This window comes from Bacillus cereus (assembly GCF_002577405.1).
GTDB classification, from domain to species: domain Bacteria; phylum Bacillota; class Bacilli; order Bacillales; family Bacillaceae_G; genus Bacillus_A; species Bacillus_A cereus_AU.
Window position 1 is genome coordinate 1 of sequence record NZ_NULR01000029.1, and the last position, 21,247, is coordinate 21,247.

The following is a 21,247-nucleotide window of genomic DNA, read 5'->3' on the forward strand; positions in this document are numbered from 1 at the left end:
GTTCAGTTTTCAAAGAACTAAAAGCGGGTGAAGAGAATCGAACTCTCGACCAGAGCTTGGAAGGCTCTTGTTTTACCACTAAACTACACCCGCGTGGTCGGGAAGACAGGATTTGAACCTGCGACCCCCTGGTCCCAAACCAGGTGCTCTACCAAGCTGAGCCACTTCCCGTTATGGCGCGCCCGAGAGGAGTCGAACCCCTAACCTCTTGATCCGTAGTCAAACGCTCTATCCAATTGAGCTACGGGCGCTTATTCATGATGTTTTGTCGTTGTTGTATTTCAGCGACTCAATTATCTTACCATACTGCTTTTTCAAATGCAAGTACTTTTTTAAAAAAATCTTTGATGCGGCCGAGAGGACTTGAACCTCCACGGGGTTTCCCCCACTAGGCCCTCAACCTAGCGCGTCTGCCGTTCCGCCACGACCGCGCGGAATTAACAAAGAGTGAGCCATGAAGGATTCGAACCTTCGACCCTCTGATTAAAAGTCAGATGCTCTACCAACTGAGCTAATGGCTCGTGAATGGCTGGGCTAGCTGGATTCGAACCAGCGCATGACGGAGTCAAAGTCCGTTGCCTTACCGCTTGGCTATAGCCCATCGAAAAATTCATCTTCTTTTTGAAGACAAAAGTTATTGTACCATAATGTCCAATAAAAAACAACTGCTATATAGCAGAAGTTAAAATGGCGGTCCCGACCGGGGTCGAACCGGCGATCTCCTGCGTGACAGGCAGGCATGTTAACCACTACACCACGGGACCATTTGGTTGCGGGGACAGGATTTGAACCTGCGACCTTCGGGTTATGAGCCCGACGAGCTACCGTACTGCTCCACCCCGCGATGATATTATTTATATAGTTTATATGGTGGAGGATGACGGGATCGAACCGCCGACCCCCTGCTTGTAAGGCAGGTGCTCTCCCAGCTGAGCTAATCCTCCGAAGTGGTGACCCGTACGGGATTCGAACCCGTGTTACCGCCGTGAAAGGGCGGTGTCTTAACCACTTGACCAACGGGCCAGTATGTATGGCAGAGAAGAAGGGATTCGAACCCTCGCACCGCGTTAGCGATCTACTCCCTTAGCAGGGGAGCCCCTTGAGCCACTTGGGTACTTCTCTGTATGGCTCCGCAGGTAGGACTCGAACCTACGACCGATCGGTTAACAGCCGATAGCTCTACCACTGAGCTACTGCGGAATAATAAAGACAATTTGTATCTTATAAAAATTCTCATCGTAAGTCAAGAAGTTTTTTCACAACATCTTGCGCAAACGTGACATGTTTATAATATACTGGATTGCGTTTTCACTGTCAAGATGTTTTCACTACCAGTTTTAGTTGCCCTTTACACTTTCCACATACATATCTTTGTGTATTTATTTGACGTCTTCTTACATATTGAAGTGCGCATTCCGTACATTCATACGTATAAACTTTTGTTTCCTTCTTCTCCTCATTAATCATTCGTTTACAAAAACGGGGCGCCCCTACTTTCTTTAATAACTCACGAAAATCTCTATCTCGGTGCTTATACCCTTTTCCTGTGATATGCAAGTGATAATGACAAAGTTCGTGTTTAACAATCCCGACCAATTCTTCTTTACCATACATTTCGTAATATCGATAATTCAATTCTATATTATGATTCTTCAGTAGATAGCGTCCACCAGTTGTACGTAACCTTCCATTAAACATCGCTTTATGTAAAAACGGCATCCCAAAGCATTGTAACGATACCTCTTCCACTAATCTCTGAATGTCTTGCTCATCCATTCCCATTCCTCCTAAACAAAAAAATATTTTTACACTTTTCTCCCTTCCTATACATATATTAAATAGTACATATACCCATCCTCATTCAAGAAGCGTGATTTCTAAAAATAAAGCATTGATAGAAATCCACTCACCCACCTCTCAACAATATTTCTTTATTACCTAAAAGGAGAGATTTTTGAGAGCAGGATTAAACAAGGAGGGATTCCTATGCCTACGTGGCTAAAGAAACAGATGCAACGTGCATATTTCGAAAAAAACCGGTATCAAATCAAATTACTAAATGAATGCTGGTTTTATTATAGCAAAACACATCAAAGCTCATAATCAACGAAACTTTCCTATCCATAAAAAGAGAGCAGTTTCATCTGCTCTCTTTACTTACTATTCAATTGGTAACATAGATAATGCAACACGACCTTTTTTCGTATCAATATCATCTACCCATACCTTTACAATTTGCCCTACGGATACAACATCTAATGGATGCTTTACAAACTGTTTGCTAAGTTTAGAAATATGTACTAAACCATCTTGCTTCACACCAATATCAACAAAGGCACCGAAATCAACAACATTACGAACTGTCCCCTCTAATTCCATACCACGCTTTAAATCTTCTAGTTTCAAAATCCCTTTTTTCAGAAGTGGTTTTGGCAACTCATCTCTCATATCTCGTTCTGGACTAATTAAAGCATCGATAATATCAATCAAAGTTGGCTCGCCAATCTCTGTTTCTTGAGATAATTTAGAAGTATCTACTCCCTCTAAACTCTTCTGCAAGTTCGATTTTCCCACATCATTCTTTGATAATCCTAGGCTTTTTAATAGCAATTCAACATTTTTATATTGTTCTGGATGAATCCCTGTGCGATCTAACGGATTCGCCCCTTCTAATATACGTAAAAATCCAATACATTGTTCATATGTTTTCGCACCTAAACGAGGGATTTTCTTTAATTCAGTACGCTTCGTAAATTTCCCATCTTCCTCACGCTTAGCTACAATATTTTTCGCAACTGTTTTTGATAGCCCCGAAACATATTGCAACAACGCAACTGAAGCTGTATTTACATTAACACCAACTTGGTTAACTGCTGTCTCTACTACAAATGTTAACGACTCATTTAATCTTTTTTGTGATACATCATGTTGATATTGTCCTACCCCTACAGATTTAGGGTCAATTTTCACAAGTTCAGCAAGCGGATCTTGTAGACGTCTCCCAATGGAAACGGCACTTCTTTCTTCAACCTGTAAATCCGGGAACTCCTCACGAGCTAAATCAGATGCTGAATATACACTAGCACCCGCTTCATTTACAATAATATAAAATACATCTCGTTCTACATTTTGCAAGACATCTACTATAAATTCTTCTGTTTCCCTGGAGGCTGTACCATTTCCGATTGCTATCATTTCAACTTGATATTTATCTATAATTGAAAGAACTTTCTTTTTTGCATCTTCATATTTACGAACAGGTGGATGTGGATAAATAACACCTATGTGAAGAACTTTCCCTGTATCATCTACTACTGATAATTTACAACCGGTTCTATAGGCCGGGTCTACCGCTAGCACAACTTTCCCTTTCATCGGAGGCTGTAATAATAAATTACGTAAGTTCTCAGAGAAAATATGAATCGCTTGTTCTTCAGCTGTTTCTGTTAATTCTTTACGAATTTCTCTTTCTATTGAAGGTTGAATTAATCGTTTATATCCATCTTCTATCGCTAATTGTACATAGTGCGCACTTTTAGAAGCTTCATCACGAATTATTTTTTTATGTAAAAACTGATTGATTTCCTCAGTCGGCGTAACAATAGAAACCCTTAGTACATCTTCCTTTTCACCACGATTCATCGCTAACACTCGATGCGGCACTACTTTTTGCAACGGTTCTTCATAGCCGTAATACATTTCGTATATGTTCTTTTCATCTTTTTCTTTATCTTTTACAGATGAAGACATAATCCCTTTTCGGAAAGTAGTATTGCGAATCCAACTACGATATGCCGCATTATCCGAAACAAGTTCCGCAATAATATCTTGCGCACCTTGTAACGCCTCTTCTGCAGATTCCACTTCCTTTTCTGCATTAACAAATTCCATAGCCTTCTCTGCTGGATTTTCTTTTTTATATAACAATAGCCACTCAGCTAACGGTTCTAATCCCTTTTCTTTAGCAATTGTAGCTTTCGTTCTTCTTTTTTCCTTATAAGGACGATATAAATCTTCTACTTCCTGAAGCTTTGTTGCAGCAACAATATGACGACGCAACTCTTCGGTTAGTTTACCCTTTTCACCAATAAGACGAAGAACCTCTTCTTTCCTATCTTCTAGTTGCATCATATATTGCCATCTTTCTAAGATTGTACGAATTTGCACCTCATCTAAGGATCCTGTCCATTCTTTTCGGTAACGAGCGATAAATGGAACTGTGTTACCTTCTTCTGTTAATTGAATAACATGACGAACTTGCTTTTCTGTAAAGCCTAATTCTTTCACTAACATTTTCATTAACCCTTGTCGATTATCTACCATTTCCATATCCAACCGTAACCTCCTCTATAATAAAAAAAAGTTGCCCTGTAAAGAGAGCAACTTAAACTGCCGATTTAAAAATCTATTAGTCCTAAACTAATTTGTAACGCTTCATCTACACGACTCATCATCACTTCATCCAAATGAGTGATTTTGTCCGTTAAGCGTTGCTTATCGATTGTTCGAATCTGCTCAAGTAAAATAACAGAATCTCTCTCAAAACCATACTTTTTCGCATCAATTTCCACATGAGTGGGTAATTTCGCTTTTTGAATCTGTGCAGTAATAGCCGCTACAATCACAGTCGGACTAAAACGATTTCCGATGTCATTTTGAATGACAAGAACCGGACGAACGCCTCCTTGCTCAGAACCAACAACTGGGGAAAGGTCTGCAAAATACACGTCGCCGCGTTTTACAATCAAAATATTACCCCCCGCTAACTAAGCGTTCTACTGTATGAGCTGCTTCATACTCTGCTAAGAAAGCTTCAGATGCAATACCAAGATTAATTTTTCCCATTTCAATGTACCCACGTCGCATTGATTCATGTTGGTAGCGTTTCTTCGTCTTATGTTGACGCAATAACAGTTGTGTTGCCTGGCAAATTAGTTCATGGCGATTCTTATTCTCTTGTTTTCCAATTCCGTCCAATTCCGTTACCATTTGCTTTGGCAACCGAACCACGATTTCAGTAGTTACACTTGATTCGGACACAAAAATACACCTCCACCGTCAACTACACACCCAAATATATATATGACACCTATTGTAATAATACCATTGTATGGAGCCTGTTGCAAAGACTTCCTTATTCCTTGCTTATGTTTTCCAATTCACAAGCAAAACATTCATCTTCTATTATTTTTCATCTCATTTTAAACAAGAAACAAAAGAATCTCTCTGCAAAATTTATATTAAAAGTGATTATAAGTAAAAATCTTTTCATCAAAAAAGAGCTTATTCTCCATCAACGAAAAATCCCCTCAAATGACAAAAAGCAAATCATACTACCGTCTATATATCGTTTAAATAATTGATTACTTCTACAATCTTACCATGCCGTATAAATATTCTCGGCACACGGAAACTTATCGTTGCGATAATTTCATAATTAATAGTCCCAGAATATTCAGCAACCTCAGTAGCACTAATATACTCATCACCTTGTCTTCCGATGAGTGTAACTTTCGTACCAAGCGGCACTTCACAAGGAAGATGTATCATGAATTGATCCATTGTTACTCGACCTACAATAGGTACTCTTTTACCATTTACAAGTACTTTAAATCCTTGTAATCTTCTAAGCCAACCATCTGCATAGCCAATCGCAACGGTTGCAATCCATTCTTCAGTTTTTGTTCGGTAAGTGACATTATAACTAATCCCATCTCCTTTAATCACCTGTTTAATATGAGCGACCTTCGTATGAAGCGACAACGCCGGTTCTAATTTAAACGGTAAAAAAGGACGTATTTCTACAGAAGGAGATAACCCATACATCGCAATACCAACTCGCACCGCATTAAATGTAATCCCTTGAAAACGTAACGTTGCAGCGCTATTAGCCGTATGGACAAATTTAGGATCCACTCCGAATTCTTTCAACCAACTTAACTGCTCCAAAAATGTGTTATATTGCTTATCGAAGTAAGAGGTTTCCACTTCATCTGCTGTTGCAAAATGTGTATAAACTCCTTCTAACTCTAGAAATGGTGCACCTTCTAAACTCTTCAAGAATCCTTTTAATTCTTTACGTTCTCGTATTCCAATTCTCCCCATACCACTATCAAAATTAATATGGAATTTCATTATAGACGAACCGTCCCAAAGTTTTATTGCTTCGTCCACCCATTCTTTTTGAAAAACAGTTAGTGCTACATCATTTTCAGCAGCTACATTTACATCACGAGGCGGGGAAGGACCTAACACTAAAATCGGTGCAGTAATACCAGCCCTCCGAAGCACTAAAGCTTCATCTAAAAAGGCAACTGCCAACCTTGTCGCCCCTGCTTCTAATGCGGTTTTAGCCACCGGTACATAATCGTGTCCATATGAATTCGCTTTAACTACAGCAAAAATCTCTACATCACTTGGAATGAATTCTTTAATGTGCGTAATATTGTTATAGATCGCGTCTAAATCCACTTCTACCCAAGTGTCACGATAAAATGGTGCTTCTTCCATAAATACACTTCCTTATACACGATATGCGAAGCTTATTCTTTTATATGCTTCTTTTATGAAATCCAGCCTTCAAACTAAGAAAAGACGTGGTGCATATATATCACCACGTCTAAGAAGTTTACTTCACCTGCTTCGCTGTAACTGAACGAGCAACCATTAACAGCTCCTTCGGCTCTAAACCTTTAGACACGAGCATATATTCTACTCCGTTATGCGACCATGTTAAAGAGTCTTTCGTCAATGCTCCAATCGTGAAACCAAGATCAACCGGTTCCCCACTTACACTTATCGCCGACGAAGCCTCTGCAACTTTTGCCTTTTCTTGTATTAAAGTAAAAGATTTCTTATTTCCAGTGTATGTGAGTATCGTACGCTTGCCACTGTCTGTCTTCAACTCTTTTTCATCTTTCAACATCATACCTTGCGGCGTATCACGCGGATACAAAATAGCAAATGGTTTTTCTTCCTTAGCCGTTGTTTGAACATCCACTTGCGCTCTAGACATATTTTGTTTCGTATCAAATGCACCTTTATCAAATTTGGCATCGAATTTCACTTTCGAGAACTCTACTTTCACAAGAACATTTTGATCATTATCCATTAACTTCACCGAAACTGGTGTTAAATCACTTTTCTTCAATGTAATCTCTTGTTTCGGCAACATATTTTGATGTTGATAGTTTGTTTTTGTTTTGAAAATATAATACTTATCTGTTTTCTCAAAAGTAAGGTTTTTCTTATCCTGCAAAATATCTCTTACAAGTGATTCATATAAATAAGCCTGGCTACTATTTTGCGGCCAATCGCTTTGAAAACGGAAACTCTTATTAAGCGCCGGCGTTAATACAAATACACCTTCTTCATTTCTTAAAATAATTTGGCTTTGATCTTTTTTTGCATTCTGCAAATTCACACGATAAAAAGAAGGTTCTTTATGCCAAATTTCTACGTTATACTCCTGAGGCTCATTTCCTGTTTTAATAGATAATTTCGCTTCAGCTTGATAACTTTTCATTCCTTTCACTTTCGCCTCTAAATCTCTCACGACATCATCTTGTTTTTTCTCCATACAACCCGCCAACACAAAAACGGTTAATAAACCGACAAGAACTAAAAACAGACGCCTTTTCATCACTTCAGCCCCTTTGCCCCTATAAATGAATGGAAGATATGCCTTCCTTATCGCTACCTCAAATATATGAGACAAAGATATAAAATATGCAGACTAGCGTGACGAGCTTTCCAAAACGACTTGAGCAACGGCAAATTCTTTACTATGACTAATTGACAAATGAACAATATGCTCTGTATTTGTAATGATAATCGGCTTACCTCTATCATCATTCCTTACTTCAATATCTAAAAAACTTACTTCTTTCCCAATACCGGTCCCTACTGCTTTTGAATACGCCTCTTTCGCTGCAAATCTTCCAGCTACAAACTCTGTAAGACGACTCCCTTTCAACTCCTTGGCAACATTACGTTCACTTTCAGTTAAAATACGTTCCATAAATTTAAGCTTTCCATCTAGCATTTTTTCAATTCTATTCAATTCAATAATATCGATTCCAATCCCTACAATCATTTCAAAATCCCCTTCTTCTATTTAGCTTTCTACATTCATATTGTAAGAATAACAGAGAATCTTTCTGATGCAAAAGGAGTGATACTAACAACATGCTGATACCATCTTTTCGTATGCCATTACAACCAGTCATCCTCACTTTACTTCTTATACAATTAGTCATGATTATGTTAGGTGACATTTTTCTCTTCCCTATGGCATCCTATAATGAATATATCGCTAAAGGGGAATGGTGGCGTCTCATAACTTCCCTACTTGTACATGTAGACTTACAACATTTCCTTTCCAATAGTATTTGTTTATTTGTGCTTGGTTCTGCTATCGAAAAACAACTAGGACACTTTTCCTTCATCATTATTTTTTTCCTTTCTGGCATTCTCGGAAATATTTCTTCCTATATTATTATGCCTCTTGAATACATTCATGCCGGAGCATCTGGCGGTATTTTTGGATTACTGGGTGCACAATTATTTCTATTATATAGTCGCTATCGTTCTTCCAATCCAGGAGACATCGCTATTTTTTCAATAATGATATTTATATTACTACTACTTACTTTCTTTGATCCCTCTGCCAATCCTATAAGCCATTTAACAGGTTTGATAATCGGTGGTATTTGCACCCCTTTTTTAACAAAAAAATTCGATGGTGCAGAGCTCATTTAATATAGAAGCTCGCACCATCGATAATTTCTACCTCTGCTTGTTTACTTAAATCTCTCATTAATTGAAATAAAGACTCATCCTTCTCCTTCGCCTCAATCATACAATCAATTTGCGAAACACTCCCCTTTATCTTTTTTAAAAAAGATAAAAAGGTATCTACATCAATAAAGTCCGCATGTGCTCTCGGGTCTTTTCCCTCTCTAGGACTAGAGATGTGCATTTTAACCGGCAACAAAGATGATTCCCACGTATGTATAACACGTGCCCAATCTTCATACCAATCTTCTTGATCATTATTCATCATATGGTGGTGCAAATCAAACACGACCGGAACGTCCAATTTTTCTCCTAAATACAATGTTTCCTCTAAAGTAAAGGTTGTATCATCATTTTCCAATATAATCATTTCTTGAATACCCCTTGGAACATTAGACCAATTTTCGATAAAGCGTTCTAATGCAAGTTCTTTATCCTTATATCCTCCGCCCACATGTAGTACACATCGTTGCTTGTGTTCAATTCCCATACCCGCAAGCAATTTTTTGTGCATCTGCAATGTCTTTACAGATTGTTTAAAGATACTTTCCTCAGGTGAATTTAGTACAACAAAATGATCTGGATGGAAATCAATTCGCATATTCATACGAATAGCGTATTCACCTAACTCTTTCAGATTTTCTTTTAAAGGCCGAATATAGTTCCACTCCTTTAGTTCCTCATGATTTGCTAAAGGAATAAGCTTGGAACTAAGCCGAAAGAAAGATATATCGTGCCCTTTATTATGCTTTAATAACCGTAAACAATTTTCCAAATTCGAATTAGCAATTCTTTCAAGCTTACGAATCGCAGCCTCCCGGTCATCAATTCGCTGAAACTGTGCATATGTCATCGTTTGAGATGGAGATGCATTCTTCAAATGTACACTCATCGCGACATATCCGAGTCTTACAAGCATATGGCACCCCTTTTCTATACGAGTTATTATGTAGTATGCACAATTACAGAAATAAAAAAAGAGAATGCCAGCAAAGGGCATTCTCTTTTTTATTAAGCTTGTGGACGGCTATGATGTTTTCTTTCGCCGCGTCCATTTGAAGATCCTGGGCGACCTTGACCTTCACCTCTACGACCACGACTGCCACCATCACGATTACGATCACGGTTACGGCCATCTCCACCGCCGCGTCCATCACGATTGCGGTCACGGTTACGGCCATCTCCACCGCCGCGTCCATCACGACTACGGTTACGGTTACCATCACGGTATCCGCCTCCGTTACCACCGCGTTTTTTAGAACCGCCACCTCTTGAAACAACTGGTGGTTCTGATGTTAAAGCGATTGGTGTTGTATCTGGCTCTTTTGTCATCATTTTTAAAGCAGCAGCTACTACTGTTACAGAGTCATTCTCTTCTAACATTTCTTCTGCAATACGCTTGTAGTATGATAAGTTATCACTTTCAATTGTGCTTTGAAGTTTTTCAGCGATTAAACGTTGTTGACCTTCTAATGCCTCGTCAAGTGTCGGTGCTTCCATACGATCAACTTTACGTTTTGTTGTACGCTCGATATTTTTTAATTGTCCTGATTCACGTGGTGTTACAAATAGCATTGCAATACCTTTTTTACCCGCACGGCCAGTACGACCGATACGGTGAACGTATGATTCTGGATCTTGTGGAATATCGAAGTTGTATACGTGAGTTACGCCTGAAATATCAAGACCACGTGCAGCAACGTCTGTTGCAACAAGAACTTCGATAGCACCTTCTTTAAATTTACGTAATACAGACATACGCTTCGCTTGCGTTAAGTCACCATGGATACCTTCTGCTGCATATCCACGTAAGTTTAATGCCTCTGATAATTCATCAACACGACGCTTTGTACGACCGAATACAATCGCAAGCTCTGGAGATTGAATATCTAGTAAGCGTGTTAATACGTCAAACTTTTTCTTTTCTTGCACTTCTAAATAGAACTGCTGAATGTTTGGCATTGTTACTTCTTTTGCTTTTACTTTAATGTGTTGAGGCTCAGTCATGAAACGCTCAGCAATGCGACGGATTGGATCTGGCATTGTCGCTGAGAATAATAATGTTTGATGTGTTTCTGGCACATCTGTTAGAATCGCTTCAATATCTTCAATGAAGCCCATGTTTAACATTTCATCTGCTTCGTCAAGAACAACTGTCTCTACGTTTTGCAGGCGAAGTGTTTTACGGTTAATGTGATCTAAAATACGACCCGGCGTACCAACAATAATGTGTGGGTGTTTTTTTAGAGCACGAATTTGGCGGTTAATATCTTGGCCACCGTAGATTGGTAAAATACGAACACGTTTATGTTTACCAATTTTGTATAGTTCTTCTCCAACTTGAATTGCTAATTCACGCGTTGGCGCGATAACAATCCCTTGAACTGCTTCTTTATTTGTATCCACTTTATCTAATAGTGGTAATCCGAATGCTGCTGTTTTCCCTGTACCTGTTTGCGCTTGTCCAATAATATCCTTACCTTGCAATGCATGTGGAATTGTTTCAGCTTGAATTGGCGTAGCCTCTTCAAAGCCCATACTTTCAACAGATTGCAGTAAAGACTCACTTAATCCTAATTCTCGAAATGTTGTCAATGTTACTTCTCCTTTTCTATCCTATACTTATCATTTAAAAAAAGGCGTTTTCCGAATTTGCGGAAAAGCCCTTTTCCTGAATGCTCACGTATATAAACGGGCGTATATTCTTCGCGAAAATACTTCTAAACGTTATTACACTTTATCAATTATAAGTTTTGTATGTGCAAAAAGCAAACCCAACTGTTACCTTATTTCATATTCAAGGTCTTTTTCTTTACTTTTATTTTTTTATCATTTACTGTAAGCGCTTATTATAAGTTTCTTCTATTTTCGTAACTATCATCCCTATTTATATACACCAATTATTTCAACATAGTAATTACTTCTTCTAATTTCATACCGCGAGATGCTTTTACTAATACAACATCTTTCGTATCAACTACTGCTTGTAGCTCTTTTACTAGCTCTTCTTTATTATCATACGCCATTACACGTTCATTAGGGAAATTAATTTTTGCTCCTTCAGCAATTTGAGCCCCTAATCTACCATACGTGAATACATATGAAGTTTTTGCTGGGTCAATTAATTTACCTACCTCATAATGAAATTGTACTTCTTGATCTCCAAGTTCTAACATATCACCAAGTACAACAATTTTTTTAGCAAATCCATCTAAACCATTCATTAGGTGAAACGCTGCTTCCATAGCCGTTGGGCTTGCATTATAAGCATCATTGATAATTGTTAAACCACTATTTGTTTTTACAATCTCCATACGCATACCTGTCATTTGAAGTGTTACTAAACCTTGTTTCATTTCTTCCCATGTCACACCAAAATGCTTCGCAATTGCCATTGAAGCAAGCGTATTATACACATTATGTTTCCCTAAAACTGGTAGGTAAAATGAAATATTTTCATCTCTATTCATTTTAAAATGTGTGCCAGTCGCCTGTAATGTTACAGTAGTCGGATAATAATCATTTGCTCTCGCATCACCAAATGTAACTGTTTCAGCTGCCAAATTCATTTCTGGAACACGATTCGTTAATAATGGCTCATCTCCGTTATATACGAACACTCCACCTTCTTGTAATCCTGTAACAATTTCTAATTTCGCTTCTGCAATTGCCTCACGAGAGCCTAAATCCATTAAATGTGCCTCACCGATATTCGTGATAATAGCCGCATTAGGACGAGCTAACTTGGATAGGAATTCAATTTCCCCTAGGCTTGACATACCCATTTCTAATACTGCTACTTCTGTATTTTCTTCTAGATTTAGAATAGTAAGAGGTAAACCGATGTGGTTATTGAAATTCCCTTCTGTTTTTTGAACTTTAAATTTAGTCGCAAGAAGACTTGTTACAATATCCTTAGTAGATGTTTTACCGTTACTACCTGTCACACCAACAACTTTAACATCCAGTTGATCGCGATAGTTTTTCGCTAACATTTGTAATGCCGCTAGTGTGTCTTCTACAAAAATAACCGGAAGATTTTCAGGGGGATTTGCTACATCTTTCATCCATAATGTAGCAGCAGCTCCACTTTCAACAGCTTTATCTACAAAAGCATGTCCATCAAAACGTTCACCTTGAATTGGAACATATAAATTTCCTTTTTCAATTTTCCTCGTATCAATAGACACTCCTTGTATAGTAATTCCTTCATACTGCTCTGCTAATCCAGTGCCATTTGCCATCTTTTCTACTTGTTTTAACGTTCGATTTATCATAAAAACACTCCTTACATAGAGGAAGCACTATTCCTGCGAATAGTGCTTCCTCCTTTTTTGTTAGATTGTATATTTAATTTTTTGTTTTTCTTCGTGACGCTCAATCGCTAAATGAATTAGCTCTTCAATTAATTCTGGATACGGTAATCCAGTATGTTGCCATAATAGAGGGAACATACTAAACGGCGTAAATCCTGGCATTGTGTTTACTTCGTTAATATATACTTCTCCATCTTTCGTTAAGAAGAAATCAGCTCTTGTTAAGCCAGCACCATCTAACGACTGGAAAGCAATAATTGCATCTCGCTTAATTACGTTAGACTCTTCTTCTGTCATTTCAGCTGGAATAATTAATGCTGTATCGCCATCGATGTATTTTGACTTGTAATCATAGAAGTCTTTTTTCGGTACAATTTCACCTACAACCGAACATTTCGGCTCATCATTACCTAGTACCCCAACTTCTACTTCACGTCCAACAATATTTTCTTCCACAATAATTTTGCGGTCAAATTGGAATGCCTCTTCAAATGCATTCTCAAGCTCTTCACGATCTTTACACTTATTAATACCAACACTTGAACCAAGGTTTGCTGGTTTTACGAAGCAAGGATATCCCAATACTTCTTCTACTTTTTCATATGCTGTTTCACGATCTTTTTCCCATGCACTACGAATGAAAGATGCATATTTCGCTTGTTTCAATCCAGCTTCTGCAAAGATGTTTTTCATAACAACTTTATCCATACCAGCAGCTGATGCTAGAACACCGTTTCCTACATAAGGAATGTTCATTAATTCTAATAACCCTTGAACCGTTCCGTCTTCACCATTTGGTCCATGTAGTAATGGGAAAATAACGTCGATAGCATTTTCCTCAGAAGCTGCAGACGGAATAATTTCCGTGCTTAATGATAACGGAGAAATCGCATTTTCTGCACCGCTCATTTTTAAAGCTTCTACATCTGTTACTTCGCCTTCAATACGCTCACCGCGTACCCATTGACCTTGCTCTGTAATATAAATTGGATGAATCTCGAATTTATCTTGATTTAACGCTTTAATAGCAGCAAGAGCCGTTTGTAGCGAAACTTGATGCTCAGCTGATTTTCCACCATATAATAAACCTAATTTAATTTTCGTCACTGAAATCACCCTAACCAATTGTTTTCATTTTTCTATTTTAGCACTTTTTATAAAAATAGGTAGTTCCTATTTGAAATAAAATGCAACTTCCACAAATAATTAAATGACACCACTTATTGGTTTTCTACACTTTTTCTATTTCACTTTCTTCATAACTATACAGAAGTGAATTCTAAAATAAAATCGTAATCCAATCTAGTTATGTACCTAAAATATGTAGAAATCTCCTTTTTGTGTATGTCATCTACTCATTAAGAAGACTGTTTGGTTAGTGTGTCTTTTTGCCTTTGTTCAACGAGACGATCTAAAGAAACATATACAATACCTGCTACTACACATCCTACAGCTAAAATTGTAAATAGAAAGTGACCAAGTAATCGATCTAATAAAAATCCTCCTAGAAGTGGGCCGAATGCACTTCCTGTAATCCACTGCAAACTTGCAGCTCCCATATAAGTTCCTCTCAAATGTTCAGGGGCCAAATTCGCTACAAACGTCATCTGTACAGGCGACATAATCATCTCACCTAACGTATATATGGCATAAACGAATAGCAACGTTATTAAAATAAATGTAGCATTTGTATCGAATTCTCCAAACCACTTCGGTAACCACCCTATAAAAAACAATCCAATTCCGAACAAACATGCACCATATAACATCGTCTTCCCAACAGGTTTATCTGCGGCCCATTTTGAAATTTGAAATTGGAACAACACAACTAATAGTCCATTTAGTGCCATTAAATATGGATATGGATTGTTAGTTCCAAAAATCCCATTCATTTCATTATCAAAGTGCAGCGGTAACATACCTTCTGTTTGAGAGAATCCCATCGAAATAATGATACCTGCTAATAAGTAAATCATTAATGCCTTATCTCGCATTACAATTTTCCAAACTGCCCCAGATTCCTTTTCTATATTCTCTTCCTTATTTGTACCCTTCGGCATTGTCTCTTGAATAAGAAATAATACTAGTAATGCATAAAACAGCATCGTAGAAGAGGCAATAATAAACACAAGGTTCTTTGACAACACAACTACTGATGCTCCCATTATCGGACCAATCGCAGCACCTATATTGTGTCCCATTCGCAATAAACCATATGCCTCTGTTCTTTTTTCTGGTGCCGTTACATCCGCAACCATCGCTGATGCAGCTGGATGAAATAGCGAATTACTTAATCCTAAAAAAATAGATAAAATGGCATATGGAATAAATCCTTCTATAAATAAAAAACCGAGCATCAATAATGCATTACTCACCATCGAAAATATCATAATTGGCTTTCTTCCATATATATCAGCAATTCTTCCCCCTATAATTGCTCCAAAGCTGGCAGCAATTGGAGAAAGCGCCATAATAACTCCAACCTGTAATAATGAATCTACCTTATCTTTTAAATATAATGCAAAAAAAGGCATTAACATCATCATCGCAATTCCATTTAACGTCTCCCCAATAAACCGAATCCATACGTTACGGTCCATCTCCCTTAACTCACGCCACGTATTTTTCATAATTTCACCCCTTTAGTTCACCAACAATTATCTTATAACTAATTCAGAAAAATGTAAATTTTCAAAATTAAAAATCCATCCTAAAATAATTAGAATGGATTTTTTCACTTATAAATTTGCTACATCATCTTCTTTATTACTATTATTTAAAGCGCTATGCTTCCGGCTATATAAGAAGTAAACTGCTATACCAATAACCATCCATACCCCAAAACTAATCCATGCTGTTCCGGATAACTGAAGCATTAAGTATAAACAAAAAACTACCGTTAACGCTGGTAAAAATGGTACAAGTGGCGCCTTAAATGCCCTCGGTAAGTCAGGATGAGTTCTTCTCATGACAATAACCGCAACCGCTACAAGTGCAAAGGCTGACAATGTCCCCATATTTACAAGATGCGCTAAAACATTTAAATCTATTAATCCTGAAATAAGTGCTGCAATAATACCTGTTGTCCATGTATTTAAAAATGGTGTTTTAAATTTCGGATGGACCTTAGCAAGGCGCTTTGGCAACAACCCATCACGGCTCATCGCGTATGAAACACGAACTTGCCCGTACATCATAACTAGCATTACAGTTGTAATTCCTGTGATCGCTCCTACTGAAATTACCCCCGCTAAACTATCTTGTCCAATAAATTGAAGTGCAAAAGCAACCGGATCTGATATATTTAGCTGTCCGTATGGAACAATTCCTGTCAAAATAAGCGAAACAACGATATACAGTACAGTACAAATTAATAAAGATGCAATAATACCGATTGGTAAATCACGTTGCGGACGTTTCACCTCTTCTGCAGCTGTTGAAACTGCATCAAATCCTATAAATGCGAAGAATACTGTAGCAGCTCCAGCCATTACACCATCTAAACCAAATGGCATAAAAGGCGTCCAGTTTTCAGGTTTCACATAATTAAAACCAGCAAAAATAAAAATAAGAACAACTGCTAATTTAATAAATACCATAATATTATTTATACGTGCACTTTCACGAACACCTCTAGATAAAAGAACCGTCATTACTAAAATAATAAGAACTGCGGGTAAATCAATTATTCCACCCTTTCCTGTACCTGGGGCCGAGGAGAGAATGGTAGGAATATGGATTCCAAATCCGTTTAATAAAGATTGAAAATACGCAGACCAACCGTTTGCTACAGCAGATGTAGCGAGTAAATACTCTAGCATTAAGTCCCATCCAATTAAAAATGCGAATACCTCTCCCATCGTCGCATATGTGTACGTATACACACTGCCTGAGACAGGAACTGAAGAAGCGAATTCAGCATAACAAAATGCAGCAAAGGCACAAGCTAACGCGGCTATTGCAAATGATAATATAATAGCTGGTCCAGAATGTTTTGCTGCTACCACGCCCGTTAGAACAAAAATACCTGTTCCAACAATTGCCCCGATTCCAAGCATAGTTAAATCTAGTGCACCCAATGTTCTTGCTAACGTCTTTTGCTTGCTTTCTTGCATTAACTTTGCAATAGGCTTCTTTTGAAATATTTGCTTCATAGCCTGCTCCTCCAAGTTTTAAATTTTCTGAAAATTTTTAATTCGCTTTTTTATTGTACTCACAACACTTTTGTCAGTCAATACTTTTGTCGAAATAAGTAGAAATTCTTCTGAATATGCACTATCTTTAGCGTTCATTCTATATATCTTTCTATATATTTTTTTGGTATTATTATACATGTCGATTCCAAAAAAGAGGCATGCTCACTTATTGAGCATGCCTCTTTTCACTTATTTCACAGTATATGAACCCTCTTCAATCCAGCTATACATATACTTTTCATCTTCCGTTTCACGTGCTTGTTTTACGATACGAAGCGGACGGAATGTATCTATCATAACAGCTAATTCAAGCGTTTCTTTCTTTCCTATACTTGCCTCTGTTTTCCCAGGATGCGGTCCATGCGGAATTCCGCTCGGATGAAGTGTAATAGACCCTTCTTCCACACCTTTTCGGCTCATAAAGTTTCCTTCCACATAGTACAGTACTTCATCACTATTCACGTTACTATGATAATATGGTGCCGGAATAGATTCTGGATGATAATCGTATAAACGTGGTACGAAAGAACAAATAACGAAATTATGCCCTTCGAATGTTTGATGTACTGGTGGCGGCTGATGAATACGACCTGTAATCGGTTCAAAGTCCTCTACATTAAAGACCCACGGATATAAATAGCCATCCCATCCAACGACATCTAACGGATGATGCCCTAGAACATGCTTATGCATATATCCTCTCGACTTTGTCATTACAACAAATTCGCCTCTCTCATCGTAAGTCTCTAATTTTTCCGGGCCACGAATATCTCTCTCGCAAAACGGGCTATGCTCTAACAATTGCCCATATTCATTACGATAACGACGTGGCGTTGTAATTTGGCTATTCGCCTCTACAACAAGAAACTTAGTCTCTCCCGCATCTGGAATAACACGATAAATCGTTCCAATTGGAATCGTTACATAGTCACCTTTTCTATAGTGAATCGTTCCAAACATCGTTTCAATTTTCCCTGTTCCATAATGAACAAATAGCATTTCATCGCCGTCACCATTGCGGTAGAAATAATCCATTTTTTCTGTTGGACTCACTACTCCAATTAATACATCTTCATTTCCAAGTATGAAATTTCTCCCACTTACTGCGTCGCCAGTTTTTTTATTTTCTTTCGTGCGAAAATGACGATGAGCAAGAAAGGCATCCTCTTCATACTGTAACTGACAAGAATGCGATAATGCCGCATGCCCTACTTCCGTTGGCATATAATGGTGGTACAAAATAGACTGTGTACCAGAAAAACCTTTCGTTCCCATTACCTGTTCACGATACAGTGACCCATCTTTTTTACGGAATTGCACATGCCGTTTATGAGGTAGCTCCCCCATGTGACGATAAAACATGCCCATCACCTGCTTCCATTTCTTTTTTGATCGTATTACGTAGTGTACCTAGACCAGTAATTGCAAGCTCTACAACATCACCATTTTGTAGCCACTCTTCCGTGCCAAGCTCTAAAATACAACCTGTCCCTACTGTCCCAGAACCAATCACATCACCTGGATATAACGTAACGTCTTCAGAAGCACGTTCAATCATTTCAGCGAATGTATAGTGAATATCTTGGAAGTTCCCCTTTGATAACAGTTTTCCATTTACATGAGCAGTCATCTCTAAATCATATCGATTACCATTACGATAAATGTCTAATTCTTCTTTTGTAACAAGATGTGCCCCTAATGAAGTCGCAAAGTCTTTTCCTTTTGCCGGACCAAGCCCTACTTTCATTTCTGTTGCTTGTAAGTCCCTTGCACTCCAGTCGTTCATAATACAATAACCAAAAATATATTCCTCTGCTTGCTCACGAGAAATATTTCGCCCTTCTTTTCCAATTACGCAAGCAATCTCTAACTCATAATCAAGCTTTTTAGATTTCTTCGGACCCATTACAAAATCATCTGAACCAATTACAGCGCGATGGTTAGTAAAATAAAAAACCGGGATATCATACCATTCAGGTACAACATCTAGCCCTCTTCGCCCGCGAGCTGTTTTTACATGCTGTTCAAATGCGTAAAAATCTCGAATGCTGCTTGGATTAGGAAGAGCAGCCGTCAACTGTACTTCTTCTAAAGAATATATACCCTTGTTTGGATTTTTAATATTACGCACTACTTCTACATACTCATCTGCTTTCTCTAAAAAGGCGAACATAGAAGAAGGTAATTTCCCATCACTCGCAAGATTCATATCAATTACTTTGTTACCTTCAAGCCACCCAGCTCGCATTTCTTTCGAAGGGAGACGAAATGTAACAAATTTCATCATGATTCCTCCCTATGAAAATGAAATTTCCACCAGCAATGGTCGTTTTGCTGGTGGATACAAATTTTATAAGTTTCCGCGACGTTCTTGTTCTCTTTCAATTGATTCAAATAATGCTTTAAAATTACCTTCACCGAATCCACGAGAACCTTTACGTTGGATAATTTCAATAAATAAAGTTGGACGGTCTACAATTGGTTTCGTAAAAATTTGTAGTAAGTAACCTTCATCATCGCGATCTACTAAAATCTTTAATTCTTTTAACTTATCAATTTCTTCATCAATTTTTCCAACTCGCGCAGTTAACTCATCGTAATAAGTATCAGGTGTATCTAAAAACTCCACACCATTTGCACGAAGCGCTTCAACTGTTTTAACAATATCATTTGTTAATAAAGCAAGATGTTGTACACCTGCTCCATTATAGAATTCTAGATATTCTTGAATTTGTGATTTTCTCTTTCCATCTGCTGGTTCGTTAATAGGAAACTTAATACGACTGCCATTCGTCATAACTTTTGACATTAACGCCGAATACTCTGTACTAATATCATCGTCATCGAAATGGATCATTTGTTTAAAGCCCATAACGTTCTCGTAATAACTAACCCATTCTTCCATTTTCTCAACGTTACCAACTACATGGTCTACAGCAATTAAACCAGACTCTTCAAACGGAATATTAAACTCCACCTTTTGGAATCCTGGCATAAATGTCCCTTTATAATTTTTACGCTCTACAAGCGTGTGAATTGTATCACCATACGTACCAATAACTGCTTTTTTCAATGTACCGTTCTCATCTGTTAACTCCTCAGGTGGAGCAATTGCAACGGCACCACGTTTCACTGCTTCCGAGTATGCTTTATCAACGTCATCAACAAGTAAAGCCACATCTTTCACTCCGTCACCATGAGTCTTTACAAACTCTGCGATACGATTATCGCTACCTAGGGCTCCAGACACAACAAAACGCATATTTTTTTGCACAAGAACATAAGATACCTTTTCACGATTTCCAGTTTCTAATCCAGAGTAAGCCACAATTTTGAATCCGAACGCTCTCGCAAGATAATAGCTTGATTGCTTTGCATTTCCTACGTAAAATTCCAAATGATCTACATCACGTACCGGAAAAAAGTCCTCCATTTGCGCAGCTAGCGTATCCATAGATTTTTGTTTCATAAAATCCTCATCCCCCTGTAAATAGATTAAATGGTCCATGTTTAAACCCAACCGAAAACGCTTCCAATATTCATTAATAAAATTAGTTAGCAAGCTAACGAATTATGACTTTTAAAATTTTCTATCTTTTCTGCTAAATCCCTCTTTTTTTCTTACATATAAAATTCGACTTTTTTCTCTTTTGAATGAGGGGATGCCATCGCTACTTGAGGGAATATATGAGAGGAAAATAAAAAAGACCCCAACATATTAACTATTTACTAATATGCTAGAGTCTTTATTTTTTTTGAATGATTGTATTTATATTTCTCATACTAATATATTTGCAAGGAATAGAATAAATGATGTTAATACTATCGCTCCACCTAATGATCCTAATAAATCTGTTTTTGTTACTTGTAACATTTGTTCACTGTTCATATTCCTCATTCTCCCTTCGTTTATCTTTTATTACAAAACTTCTATTATAC

19 protein-coding genes and 12 tRNA genes are annotated in these 21,247 nt (G+C 37.7%); 2 read left to right on the top strand and 29 right to left on the bottom strand.

The window, feature by feature from the left end:
• Positions 1-22: 22 nt before the first annotated feature.
• From COC96_RS25620 to COC96_RS25680, 13 genes are all read right to left on the bottom strand, one after another.
• Positions 23-93 (bottom strand) — tRNA-Gly (locus COC96_RS25620).
• Position 94: 1 nt separating this feature from the next.
• Positions 95-171: transfer RNA gene (locus tag COC96_RS25625), tRNA-Pro, on the bottom strand.
• 3 nt (positions 172-174) lie between these two features.
• Positions 175-251 (bottom strand) — tRNA-Arg (locus tag COC96_RS25630).
• Positions 252-348: 97 nt separating this feature from the next.
• Positions 349-431, bottom strand: a tRNA-Leu gene (locus COC96_RS25635).
• A 17-nt stretch (positions 432-448) separates the two neighbouring features.
• Positions 449-521: transfer RNA gene (locus COC96_RS25640), tRNA-Lys, on the bottom strand.
• Positions 522-526: 5 nt separating this feature from the next.
• Positions 527-601, bottom strand: a tRNA-Gln gene (locus COC96_RS25645).
• An 87-nt stretch (positions 602-688) separates the two neighbouring features.
• Positions 689-764, bottom strand: a tRNA-Asp gene (locus tag COC96_RS25650).
• Positions 765-767: 3 nt separating this feature from the next.
• A tRNA-Met gene (locus COC96_RS25655) sits at positions 768-844 on the bottom strand.
• Positions 845-868: 24 nt separating this feature from the next.
• Positions 869-944, bottom strand: a tRNA-Val gene (locus tag COC96_RS25660).
• Between the two features lie 4 nt (positions 945-948).
• Positions 949-1,023: transfer RNA gene (locus COC96_RS25665), tRNA-Glu, on the bottom strand.
• An 8-nt stretch (positions 1,024-1,031) separates the two neighbouring features.
• A tRNA-Ser gene (locus COC96_RS25670) sits at positions 1,032-1,122 on the bottom strand.
• A 3-nt stretch (positions 1,123-1,125) separates the two neighbouring features.
• A tRNA-Asn gene (locus COC96_RS25675) sits at positions 1,126-1,200 on the bottom strand.
• A gap of 114 nt (positions 1,201-1,314) precedes the next feature.
• A complete protein-coding gene (locus tag COC96_RS25680; protein WP_098769639.1) occupies positions 1,315-1,776 on the bottom strand; it encodes a SprT family protein in 462 nt (153 codons plus the stop codon).
• 210 nt (positions 1,777-1,986) lie between these two features.
• Here COC96_RS25680 and cmpA point away from each other — a divergent pair, with 210 nt between their 5' ends.
• Positions 1,987-2,103, top strand: a complete 117-nt coding sequence (cmpA, locus tag COC96_RS25685) for a cortex morphogenetic protein CmpA (protein WP_076542505.1) — start codon at positions 1,987-1,989, stop codon at positions 2,101-2,103.
• 57 nt (positions 2,104-2,160) lie between these two features.
• Here cmpA and COC96_RS25690 read toward each other — a convergent pair whose 3' ends face one another.
• From COC96_RS25690 to acpS, 6 genes are all read right to left on the bottom strand, one after another.
• On the bottom strand, positions 2,161-4,329 hold the full coding sequence (locus tag COC96_RS25690) for a Tex family protein (RefSeq protein ID WP_142340042.1): 2,169 nt from the start codon (positions 4,327-4,329) through the stop codon (positions 2,161-2,163).
• Positions 4,330-4,397: 68 nt separating this feature from the next.
• On the bottom strand, positions 4,398-4,748 hold the full coding sequence (gene ndoA, locus COC96_RS25695) for a type II toxin-antitoxin system endoribonuclease NdoA (protein ID WP_000635965.1): 351 nt from the start codon (positions 4,746-4,748) through the stop codon (positions 4,398-4,400).
• A 4-nt stretch (positions 4,749-4,752) separates the two neighbouring features.
• The gene (locus COC96_RS25700) at positions 4,753-5,040 is read right to left on the bottom strand and encodes an antitoxin EndoAI (RefSeq protein ID WP_000004570.1); all 288 of its coding nucleotides are present in this window, start codon (positions 5,038-5,040) and stop codon (positions 4,753-4,755) included.
• Between the two features lie 300 nt (positions 5,041-5,340).
• On the bottom strand, positions 5,341-6,510 hold the full coding sequence (gene alr / locus COC96_RS25705; RefSeq protein ID WP_098769643.1) for an alanine racemase: 1,170 nt from the start codon (positions 6,508-6,510) through the stop codon (positions 5,341-5,343).
• Positions 6,511-6,628: 118 nt separating this feature from the next.
• A complete protein-coding gene (locus COC96_RS25710) occupies positions 6,629-7,579 on the bottom strand; it encodes a LolA family protein (protein ID WP_141436280.1) in 951 nt (316 codons plus the stop codon).
• A gap of 156 nt (positions 7,580-7,735) precedes the next feature.
• Positions 7,736-8,095, bottom strand: coding sequence for a holo-ACP synthase (gene acpS, locus COC96_RS25715; protein WP_097903047.1), 360 nt, complete (start codon positions 8,093-8,095; stop codon positions 7,736-7,738).
• A gap of 92 nt (positions 8,096-8,187) precedes the next feature.
• Here acpS and COC96_RS25720 point away from each other — a divergent pair, with 92 nt between their 5' ends.
• Complete coding sequence (locus COC96_RS25720; protein WP_097903046.1) at positions 8,188-8,760, top strand: rhomboid family intramembrane serine protease; 573 nt, start codon at positions 8,188-8,190, stop codon at positions 8,758-8,760.
• Here the strand turns inward: COC96_RS25720 and uvsE are convergent.
• The 10 genes from uvsE to COC96_RS25770 all read right to left on the bottom strand — a co-directional run bounded on the left by uvsE (position 8,753) and on the right by COC96_RS25770 (position 21,197).
• Positions 8,753-9,715, bottom strand: a complete 963-nt coding sequence (uvsE, locus tag COC96_RS25725) for a UV DNA damage repair endonuclease UvsE (RefSeq protein WP_098268908.1) — start codon at positions 9,713-9,715, stop codon at positions 8,753-8,755. The genes COC96_RS25720 and uvsE overlap by 8 nt on opposite strands.
• 92 nt (positions 9,716-9,807) lie before the next feature.
• On the bottom strand, positions 9,808-11,391 hold the full coding sequence (locus tag COC96_RS25730) for a DEAD/DEAH box helicase (protein WP_098268909.1): 1,584 nt from the start codon (positions 11,389-11,391) through the stop codon (positions 9,808-9,810).
• Positions 11,392-11,696: 305 nt separating this feature from the next.
• Positions 11,697-13,073: a UDP-N-acetylmuramoyl-tripeptide--D-alanyl-D-alanine ligase gene (murF, locus tag COC96_RS25735; RefSeq protein WP_098769645.1), complete on the bottom strand. Its 1,377-nt coding sequence runs from the start codon at positions 13,071-13,073 to the stop codon at positions 11,697-11,699.
• Between the two features lie 60 nt (positions 13,074-13,133).
• Positions 13,134-14,219: a D-alanine--D-alanine ligase gene (locus tag COC96_RS25740; protein ID WP_098268911.1), complete on the bottom strand. Its 1,086-nt coding sequence runs from the start codon at positions 14,217-14,219 to the stop codon at positions 13,134-13,136.
• Between the two features lie 251 nt (positions 14,220-14,470).
• Positions 14,471-15,742 carry an MDR family MFS transporter gene (locus tag COC96_RS25745; RefSeq protein WP_098268912.1) on the bottom strand — a complete coding sequence of 424 codons (1,272 nt, stop codon included), beginning with the start codon at positions 15,740-15,742 and terminating at the stop codon, positions 14,471-14,473.
• 108 nt (positions 15,743-15,850) lie between these two features.
• A complete protein-coding gene (locus tag COC96_RS25750; protein WP_098268913.1) occupies positions 15,851-17,266 on the bottom strand; it encodes an amino acid permease in 1,416 nt (471 codons plus the stop codon).
• Between the two features lie 231 nt (positions 17,267-17,497).
• The gene (locus COC96_RS25755) at positions 17,498-18,670 is read right to left on the bottom strand and encodes a homogentisate 1,2-dioxygenase (RefSeq protein WP_098268914.1); all 1,173 of its coding nucleotides are present in this window, start codon (positions 18,668-18,670) and stop codon (positions 17,498-17,500) included.
• Complete coding sequence (locus tag COC96_RS25760; RefSeq protein WP_098268915.1) at positions 18,636-19,592, bottom strand: fumarylacetoacetate hydrolase family protein; 957 nt, start codon at positions 19,590-19,592, stop codon at positions 18,636-18,638. The genes COC96_RS25755 and COC96_RS25760 overlap by 35 nt, the downstream gene beginning before the upstream one ends.
• A 66-nt stretch (positions 19,593-19,658) precedes the next feature.
• Positions 19,659-20,777, bottom strand: coding sequence for a 4-hydroxyphenylpyruvate dioxygenase (hppD, locus tag COC96_RS25765; protein WP_000810911.1), 1,119 nt, complete (start codon positions 20,775-20,777; stop codon positions 19,659-19,661).
• 309 nt (positions 20,778-21,086) lie between these two features.
• Positions 21,087-21,197 carry a DUF3948 family protein gene (locus COC96_RS25770; RefSeq protein WP_098268916.1) on the bottom strand — a complete coding sequence of 37 codons (111 nt, stop codon included), beginning with the start codon at positions 21,195-21,197 and terminating at the stop codon, positions 21,087-21,089.
• Between the last annotated feature and the right edge of the window lie 50 nt (positions 21,198-21,247).